Source organism: Actinomycetes bacterium (assembly GCA_036510875.1).
Taxonomy (GTDB): Bacteria; Actinomycetota; Actinomycetes; order Prado026; family Prado026; genus DATCDE01.
Genome location: DATCDE010000348.1, coordinates 1 through 2933, shown reverse-complemented (window position 1 = coordinate 2933; position 2933 = coordinate 1). Strand labels below are relative to the sequence as shown.

The window sequence follows — 2933 nt, the reverse complement described above, 5'->3', positions numbered from 1 at the left end:
TGTCAATGGCCAGTAGGAACTGCCCAGTGGCGGACATGAAAACTGCCCGATGGTGGCCATGGGATCTGCCCAGTTAGCGGCCACCAACGGCGTTGGTTCAGGTGTGGGGCATCGCGGTCTCCTCGGGTTGTGGTGGTCAGGTCAGGTCAGGTCGGCTTGGGCGACTGGCTCGTCGCAGTGCGGGCAGGAGCCGCCCGGGCCGATACGGCGGGTGAAGAGGTTGCAGTCAGGGCAGCGGCGCTCGTCGAGGTAGCGGGTTTCGCACTCGGGGCATTCGTAGATGACGCTGTTTCGGGCGTCGGTGCCCGCGCTCATCGGGTGCCGCCCAAGGGTGTGACGCCGTCGCCGGCCAGGGCTTGAGACAGGCGCACGGACTCGCCGCTGGTCTGACAGACGTGGGCGTGGTGCAGGAGCCGGTCGACCGTGGCCGTGGCCAGTGTTTTGGGCATCAGCTCGTCAAACGAGGCCGGATGAAGGTTGGATGAGATCGCCACCGAGCGTTTCTCGTACGCGGCGTCGACCAGCCGGTACAGGCCCTCGGCGGCGTCCTGAGATACCGGCAAAAGTCCGATGTCATCAACGACAACGAGATCGGCTCGCAGGACCCGGGCGATGGCTTTGGTAACGGTGTCGTCGGCGCGGTGGCGGCGCAGGAGCACGCCGAGGTCTTCGAGGGTGAACCACGCCACGCGTAGTCCTTGCTCGACGGCGTGTTGTCCGAGAGCCTCGAGCAGGAACGTCTTGCCGGTCCCGGACGGCCCACAGACGACGAGGTTCTCCCGGCGGTGGACCCATTCCAGGGTCCGTAGGGCCTGCTGGGTGGGGGCCGGGATCGAGGACTCAGCCGGCGACCATGCCGCGAATGTCTTGCCGGTGGGGAACCCGGCGGTGGCGCGGCGGGTGGCCAGGGCTGAGCGTTCCCGTCCCGCGGACTCTTCAGTGAACAGGGCGCGCAGGACCTCGACGGGTTCCCAGCGTTGGGCCTTGGCGGTGGCCACGACCTCGGGGGCGTGCCGGCGGATGTGGGGCAGCCGCAACCGTCGCAGCAGTGCTTCGAGGTCTTCGGGCAGCGGCGGCGGCGTAGGGACTCCGAGGGCCGGCACCGGCGTGGCCTTCGTCCGTGGTGTCGCGCTCATAGTGCCGCCTCCTGCTCGTCGTCGCAGGGTTCCTCGATGGCGGGAGTGCCGAGGGCGGCCCAGCCGCTGGTGCCCTGGGTCAGGGACCCGCCCTCACCGGCCTGGTGGCGTGAGCTGCTCGCCCCAGTGGTCGCGTGGTGGTCCAGGATCGAGGCCAAGTCCCCATGTCCGAACCGGCCATGGACCGCCGCGTGCCCCAAAGCCCAGTCGACTTCGGCCGCGCCGAACAGCTTGGACAGCGACACCGCCTGAGCCATTTTGACGCGCACCTTGGTGGTGCCCGATGCAGCGGCCTCGGTCAGCCACAACCGGGCGCCGTCGCCCAGCACCAAGAACGCGGCCTCGAACTCGTTGCGAGCCTTGGGGATTCGGTCCAAAGCCCCAGCCGGCTGGGGCGGGAAGTGCGCGTCGTCCAGGCGGGGACTACCCGGCGTAGCCCGCTCATGTCGGGCGACCTCGACCGGCCCGGTGGGCCCGACGTGCACGATGACGACCTGCTCGCCCGCGCCGGCGCCATGAACCCGGACCCACACGACCTGGCCGAGCAAGCGGGCTGGGACCGAGTACTGACCGCCGTCGTAGGCGACCATCGGGGTCTTGGCCGCGACGGTGCGGGTCACCCCGAACGCGACCGTGTGCGCGGCCACCGGCACCGGATGCAACCGGGCCTGCTCCTCGGCGAGCATGTCGGCCGGGGCGCGGCGGGTGACCCGGTGGACCCGGGCATTGACCTGCTCGCAAAACGCCTCACAGGCTGATTCCAGCTCCGCGAACGTGTCGTAGGCCTCGAGCAGGTTGGTGTCCTTGGGGACCAGGTCAGCCTTGGCCACCTTGACCGTCGACTCGCTGCCACCCTTGCTGGCCGGATCGCAGGGCTCACAGGTCAAGATGGTGACCGAGTAATGCCGTGCGAAGGCAACGATGGCCGGGTTACGGACCGCGATCCCGGCGACGTGCTCGGTGGTCACCGTCTTCTCGTTGTCGGTCAACAAGTACGTGGGCGCACCGCCAAGGCGGCGCAGCGTCACATCCAGGGCCGCCATCACGCTCGGGGCGGTCTTGTCCCGGATCGCCAACACCACCCGGAACCGCGACCACGCCAACCACGCACAGAACAACGTCGTCTTCACCCCATCGATGACCGGGCCGTCGCCGAAATCGTATTGAAGCCACATCCCAGGCTCGGTGACCCATGGGCGGTGAACCCGCACCCGGCCCAGCCGGTAGTTCTTCTTCACCGCCGCGACCGCCCGGCGCGTCGTGCGCTCCGACCCTGTGAAGCCCAAAGCGACGAGTTTGTCGTGGGCGACGTCGGCGCGGACCTTCCCGTTGGAGCGCTCGACCCACTCCTCCACCTTGGGCAGGAACTCGTCAATCAACATCGGCCGCCTCACCCCGCCAGCAGCCATGCCGCTATCTCGGACAGCGACGTACCTGGCGACGGTGTGATGCGAGACCCCGGCAAGCTCGCCGGCAACACGCAACGACCCGGTCAAATCAAACGCATCTAACATATTCATGATCTCCTCGGCAGACTTCACGGTGTCCCTCCTGGGGGCGGTAGGCGCTTCAGCACCGCAACCGCACCTCAGGAGGGGCCTCAACCGCGGGACGCGGCGAGGCAGACGGAATCGTGTCGGGCAGATCTCATGACCGTCAGCGGGCAGTTCTCATGTCCGCCACCGGGCAGCTTCGTGGCCGTCTCCGGGCAGTTTCTCGTGTCCGCTGTCACAGGTGGTCCAGCAGAGCCTGGGACTGATCCGGGTGAACAACCCGGTGCCGATCCCGGCTCGGGCA

The 2933-nt window shown here is 68.2% G+C and carries 3 protein-coding genes; all 3 read right to left on the bottom strand.

Going from position 1 to position 2933, the window contains the following annotated elements; genetic code table 11:
- Positions 1-141: 141 nt before the first annotated feature.
- The 3 genes from VIM19_19960 to istA are packed head-to-tail and all read right to left on the bottom strand — an operon-like array spanning position 142 to position 2677.
- Complete coding sequence (locus VIM19_19960; protein ID HEY5187116.1) at positions 142-315, bottom strand: hypothetical protein; 174 nt, start codon at positions 313-315, stop codon at positions 142-144.
- A complete protein-coding gene (gene istB, locus VIM19_19955; GenBank protein HEY5187115.1) occupies positions 312-1136 on the bottom strand; it encodes an IS21-like element helper ATPase IstB in 825 nt (274 codons plus the stop codon). The genes VIM19_19960 and istB overlap by 4 nt, the downstream gene beginning before the upstream one ends.
- A complete protein-coding gene (gene istA, locus VIM19_19950) occupies positions 1133-2677 on the bottom strand; it encodes an IS21 family transposase (GenBank protein ID HEY5187114.1) in 1545 nt (514 codons plus the stop codon). Before istA ends, istB begins: the two co-directional genes overlap by 4 nt.
- Between the last annotated feature and the right edge of the window lie 256 nt (positions 2678-2933).

What these genes read in the sequence shown, in the direction of transcription:
- VIM19_19960 (HEY5187116.1), bottom strand. Translation starts at nt 315, where the DNA reads ATGAGCGCGGGCACCGACGCCCGAAACAGCGTCATCTACGAATGCCCC.
- istB (HEY5187115.1), bottom strand. Translation starts at nt 1,136, where the DNA reads ATGAGCGCGACACCACGGACGAAGGCCACGCCGGTGCCGGCCCTCGGA.